The organism is Synechococcus sp. R55.7 (assembly GCF_047461955.1).
GTDB lineage: Bacteria > Cyanobacteriota > Cyanobacteriia > Thermostichales > Thermostichaceae > Thermostichus.
Genome location: NZ_JANSIC010000140.1, coordinates 1,292 through 6,668, shown reverse-complemented (window position 1 = coordinate 6,668; position 5,377 = coordinate 1,292). Strand labels below are relative to the sequence as shown.

General features: G+C 58.5%; 6 protein-coding genes. 1 reads left to right on the top strand and 5 read right to left on the bottom strand.

Annotated features, from left to right (window positions below; translation table 11 throughout):
• Positions 1-32: 32 nt before the first annotated feature.
• From NW820_RS08495 to NW820_RS08480, 4 genes are all read right to left on the bottom strand, one after another.
• Positions 33-1,556, bottom strand: coding sequence for a S10 family peptidase (locus NW820_RS08495; protein WP_414407240.1), 1,524 nt, complete (start codon positions 1,554-1,556; stop codon positions 33-35).
• 84 nt (positions 1,557-1,640) lie between these two features.
• Positions 1,641-2,234 (bottom strand): hypothetical protein, encoded by a 594-nt coding sequence (locus tag NW820_RS08490; protein WP_414407239.1) that lies wholly within the window; start codon positions 2,232-2,234, stop codon positions 1,641-1,643.
• Between the two features lie 201 nt (positions 2,235-2,435).
• Positions 2,436-3,458 carry a thiamine-phosphate kinase gene (thiL, locus tag NW820_RS08485; protein WP_414407238.1) on the bottom strand — a complete coding sequence of 341 codons (1,023 nt, stop codon included), beginning with the start codon at positions 3,456-3,458 and terminating at the stop codon, positions 2,436-2,438.
• A gap of 103 nt (positions 3,459-3,561) precedes the next feature.
• The gene (locus NW820_RS08480) at positions 3,562-4,212 is read right to left on the bottom strand and encodes a class I SAM-dependent methyltransferase (RefSeq protein WP_011433463.1); all 651 of its coding nucleotides are present in this window, start codon (positions 4,210-4,212) and stop codon (positions 3,562-3,564) included.
• Between the two features lie 116 nt (positions 4,213-4,328).
• On the opposite strand from NW820_RS08480, the gene NW820_RS08475 reads away from it, so the two are divergent.
• The gene (locus tag NW820_RS08475) at positions 4,329-4,544 is read left to right on the top strand and encodes a hypothetical protein (protein ID WP_011433464.1); all 216 of its coding nucleotides are present in this window, start codon (positions 4,329-4,331) and stop codon (positions 4,542-4,544) included.
• A 24-nt stretch (positions 4,545-4,568) separates the two neighbouring features.
• On the opposite strand, the gene NW820_RS08470 is transcribed toward NW820_RS08475, so the two are convergent.
• Positions 4,569-5,377, bottom strand: an 809-nt coding sequence (locus NW820_RS08470) for an ABC transporter permease (RefSeq protein ID WP_414407237.1), incomplete at its 5' end; no start/stop codon positions are given.

The following is a 5,377-nucleotide window of genomic DNA, read 5'->3' as shown; positions in this document are numbered from 1 at the left end:
TGACCCTACGGGTACAGTGCGGGGCTCCTGCGCTAGTAAGCTGAGCTGGAAGCTGTTTTCGAGTAAAACTCACGCATTTCTGTAAACCACTCCAATCGCGAGGGATCCCAGGTGTAGAACATGTGTCCGCCGCGATAATGACGTAGGGTGAGGTTGGCCTTCAACCGCGGATCCAACTTCATCAAATCCACCAGGTGATTCGAGGCAAAGTAGGGCGTGACCAGGTCGTAAAAGCCATGATGAATGCTCACCCGCATGTGGGGGTTGAGGGCCATGCTGCTGCGCAGCTCGTCCATTGCCCCGATGAATCCTTGCTTAAACTCTCCTTTTGGGGTGAACCGCCAGGACTTGAACACCTCCAGGTTCAGTAGGTGATAGGTCAACTCCGTTTCCACCTGCAAGGTCTCTCGCAAGTGGCTGTTGATGGCTGCCGTGAACAGGCGATCGATCCCATCCAAGGTGGGATCGGATCCCTCGAAGGTAGGCCGATCCGGAAAGGGATCCACCGTGGTTACAGAAGCATCGTAGAGCCCCAGCACCAGTCGCTGCGACCGCAACAGCTCGCGGGCAAAACTGGCGATATCGATCCGCCCGCCTTTGTGGGCTACATATTCTGGAGATAGGCCGATCCCTGCTGCCATTTCCTGATACACCGCTTGCCGTTCTGCCTCTGGCATTGCCTCCCCCATGGCCAAGAGGGGCAGCAGACGTTGTCGGGCAAAGTGTTCTGCTTTGGGCAGCAGGATCTGCAAATCCTCCCCCCAGCCACACCGTCCATGATGGGCTGCTGTGGCCACATAGGAAGGGAAAAGGGCTGCCCAGGTGCTGAGGTTGTAATCGTTGGTCTCCAGCAACCCAAACTCAATCGCAGGCGAGATGAGAATGGCCCCCGACAGGCCCACGCCAAACTTGGATTGCAGCTCCTTGGCCAGCCGCGCCACCCGAAACCCACCGTAACTCTCGCCGGCAATGAAAATGGGGGAGAGCCAGCGTTTGTATCGGGAAAGAAAGCCCTGAATGAATTCTCCCAAGGATTGCAAATCCCGCTCCACATCCCAGAAGGGCGATTCCTTAGGAGGCTCCTCCGCCTTAGCATCCGGCTGAGGGGGCTTGGATGCCGGATCGGATTTCTCCCGGGAATCTTTGGGGTCTTGAGAATCCTTGGGCAGGGCGCGGCTGAACCCCGTCCCCACCGGATCGACAAAGACCAGGTCGGAAAAGGGCAGCCAACTTTCGGCATTGTCCACCAGCCGCACCGGGGAGGGGGGCAAACTGCCGTTGGGCCCGAAGCAAATCCGTTTGGGCCCCAGCGCTCCCATGTGCAGGTAGGCAGAAGCTGCCCCAGGCCCACCGTTGAACACAAAAGTGAGAGGGCGGTGCTGAGAGGCGGAGTCTTGCTTTAGATAGGCGACGTGAAAGATCTCGGCCACCGGCTTTTCCCGCTGGAAAAGGGTCTGCCAACCGGCCAGCGCTCTGTAGGTAAAGCTCTCCTCTCCAGCCGTAAACCTGTGCTCGGTGGAGGAGAGGGGGGAAGTGGGCTTAGATTCAGTAGCCATGAAAACAGGGATCCGCAGTCTGATCCCCAGTGAATCACAAGTTGCCGACCCTCAACACTCCCAGAGGAATCTCCAAACGGCACCTCACAAAGTCAGCGGAGCTTCCAAAGTTAGATTGAAAGATTGGCCGGGGCGCAGCACCACCACCTGGGGAGCGGTAACATTGCCCACCACCACTCCGGTCACGGCGCCTCCTAAGACATTGCCCACTGATACTCTGCCCGTGATGGCCCCCAAAATGGCTCCCGCGGCTGCCCCAATGGCTGCATCCTGAGCGATGGCCTCAGCCGAATACTGACGGGGATCCTTTTCGTCGTGGAGGATGTTGGAGGAAGCCCGCAGGCTGTAGGTACGACCGCCGAGAACAATGGAAGTGCCGACAAAGCGGGATCCGCCCGGTGCAGGTTCCATCTGTCCAAAAATGCGGCTACCCGCCGGGATCACCAAGCGCCCCTGGCTGTCAAAAATGTTCTGAGTAACGGCCACTTCCAGGGGATAGACGGTGTCGGGATAAAAGTATTGCGGCCCTTCGCTACTCAGGCTGCCGACCGGGATAATCGTCCCCTGCTCAAGGCGGTAGGCACCCAATTCAAAAAGCGGCTGAGCCGAACTGGGCAAGGGGGCCAACGAAGGGATCCCGGCCAGGCCAAGAATGGCTGCTGTTAAGATAGCTTTCATGAGTAGAGTCTCCAATGCTTCTCCAAGTTCTGCCGAGTTCTGAGCAGTTGCCTGAAGCTATTCCAAGTCAATTTGCTTCCTTGTCTCAGCTTCTCTCCACTTCTAGGTTATCGAATCCTTCCTAGGGCTTGTTTTCTCCCACAAGTCGATTTGTTTTCAACTGTTGGCAGTTTGGGTGACCATCCTGCAGCACAACGCCTCTTAGAAATGCTGGAAGGCTTGCTGACGACTGAGGGCTTGCCCGTCCTTCAGCCAGACGGTTCCCTGCGGATCCCAGCCTGTCACTTCTCCAATCCAAACGGCCCCCGGCAATCTTTCCAACAGATGCTTGGCCACCGACACCTCGGCACTGAGGAGCAGCTCAAAATCTTCGCCCCCATAAAGCGCCCACTCCCAGGCTTGGGCCGGAAAAGCCTGCCGCAAAGCTTTTGAAATCGGGATCCGCTCCACGGCAATCCTTGCCTCCACCCCACTGGCCTGACACACCTGCACCAGGGCATCTGCCAAACCGTCGCTGGTATCCATACCGGCAATGCGCAAGGGATCCGGGATCCCTTCTAAGAGGGGCAACAGATCCAGGCGCGGGCGTGGGTATTGGTGAGCCCTGATCAACTGCTCGCGCTCGGCCGCCGTAGCTGAGGATCCCTGTTCAGGATGGAGAAGCAGTTCCAAGCCTGCCCGCGCATCTCCGTGCGGCCCTGTCACCACCAGCCAATCGCCGGGTTGAGCCCGTCTGCGCTGAATGGCCCGCCCCGGCTGCACCGATCCCAGGGCCGTGATTGCCACAAATCGATGCGGCGACCGACACAGATCCCCTCCCACCAGTTGGCATTCCCAGCGGGCGCAACAGTCCCGCATCCCTTGATAAAGCTCCTCCACCCAAGCAACCGGTGTGGAGCCCGGCAAGCCCAAACCCACCACCAACGCCTGCGGACGGGATCCCATCGCGGCCAGATCCGATAGATTGGCGGCCACCGCGCGCCAGCCCACCGCATGGGCCGGGGTCGTCAGATCGCTGAAGTGAACTCCCTCCACCAACACATCGGTTGTCACCACCAACTGCCCCTCCGGAGCAGCTAACACCGCCGCATCGTCTCCCACCACCTGGGCCGGACAGTAGCGCTGCACGATCTGCAGCAGCCCTGCCTCCCCAATTGCCGAGATGGGTAGGGGGGAAGGATTGCCGTTTTGTGGGGAAGAACTGTCAGAAAGACCGGAGAACAAGACAGACCTCTGAGGGTAGCGAGGATAACACAGCTGCAAGATCTGGTGGATGCTGGAGTCTTGTTGGATATTTCCAAGGATCCCACAGGCAAGCTGGAGAATTCTACCCCGCCGTCCGCTGTCCAATTAGGGCATAGAAGGGATCCCCGCCTCCGCCTGCCCAAAAGCCCAGCCAACCCATAGGGGCAGGCCGCTGGATCACCTTCACCACCGCAAACCCTGGCACCGACTCAAAATAGCGCCTGACCAACTCCACTCGCCCCGCCTCAGAGTTGTCCCGCCAAGCCTGGATCGCCTTCTGGAAAAACATGCGATTGGAGAAGCTGACGATGAAGAGGCCCTGGGGCTTTAGGATGCGATACACCTCGGCAAACACCTGCTCCGGCTGCTGCAGATATTGCACCGAGACCGTGTTTAGCACCGCGTCGAAGGATTGATCAGGGAAGGGCAGACTTGGGTTTTGGTTCAAGTTTTGGATGAAGAAGTGATCCAGCCGGGGGTTGGCCGCCAGTTCCTCCGGGTTCATCCCATGCCCCTCCACATGGGCAAACTCCATCTCAGGTGGCAAATGGGAGACCCAACTGCTCATCAGATCGAGAATGCGGGTCTGGGGCCGCAAATGCTCGCGGTATAGATCGGTGAGCTGGCCGATGAAGCCAGAATCCACATGAGTCACGAAGCGAGGATAGCTGTAAAAGAGGGCATCGTCGCTGGGATCCAACTTGGAGCGCTGCCAATCCTTGAGCACCACCATGGCCAAACGGTTGCAAATCTTAATCAAAGCTAACATTTTGGAAGCTTCGGAAAAGGGGTGGGCGTGATACCTTAGCAGAGCAACAGTGGCCATTTCGCGAAGGACTCTTTGCCGTGATGTCTGTGTCTCACCCCTCTTCAGCGGCTCCTTCTTCTTCTGGGTCTAACTTTGGCCTGCGGGAGTACGTAACCGAACTGCAGCTCCACATGGCTCTGCAGGCTCGCAGCCTTACTCCTTCTCTCAGCGTTTCCCCAGCCCAGGACAGCCCCCTGGCTCTGGTGCAGCGGGCACAGGCAGCTATGGAGAAGTCCGTTTCCCGCCAGTGGCTTTGAGGGGCACAGCCTGGGCAGAGAGGCTCAGGCCAAGCTTTTGCGCAACACCCCCTGCACCAGCAGAACCGACACTACGACAAACCCCGTCAAGAGGCCCAGGGATCCCGCCAGGGTGAGATCGCCCCAGGGAGCCTGCAGCACCACATCGGCCCAGCTCCAATGGCTGCTGCGGTAAACATGGCGAATGGGCTCGATGGCAAAAGTGAGGGGGTTGAGGCTGGCCACCCAACGCAGCCAGGTGGGCATAAAGCTCAGGGGAGCCAAGGCCGTGCTGGAAAAGATCAGGGGCAAGTTGACCAAAAAGATGAAAGCCAGCAATTGCTGGTGCCCCGGCATGGCAAAGGCCAAGCCCAAGCTCAGGGCCGTGAAGCCCAAGACCAACAGGCCCACGATCAAGGCCACCACCGCCAAGCCTGGCCCGTCGGGGATCCCGGCCCCAAGGGCGTAATCTGCCCCCACAATCACCGCCGTCTGCAGCAGCGCCAAGCTGACGATAAACAGGCTAGAAGCAAGAACAATGGAAAAACGAGAGGTGAGGGGAGCCACCAACAGCCGGTTCAAAAAGCCAAATTCTCGGTCGAAAATCACCGGCACTCCGGCATTCAAGGCTCCACCAAAAGCCGTAAACACAATGACTCCCGCCCCCAAAAACTGGGTGTAGTTTTGTCCGGCCCCGAAAATGCCGGCAGGAGCATTCTGAAACAAAGCCCCAAACAAAATTAGCCAGAGCAACGGCTGGATAATGCCGGCCAGCAAGGTTGTGGGGCGACGCTGCAGTTGGATAAACAAGCGGCGGGTGAGGGCAAAGGTCTCCTGCCAAAAGTCAGCCGTCA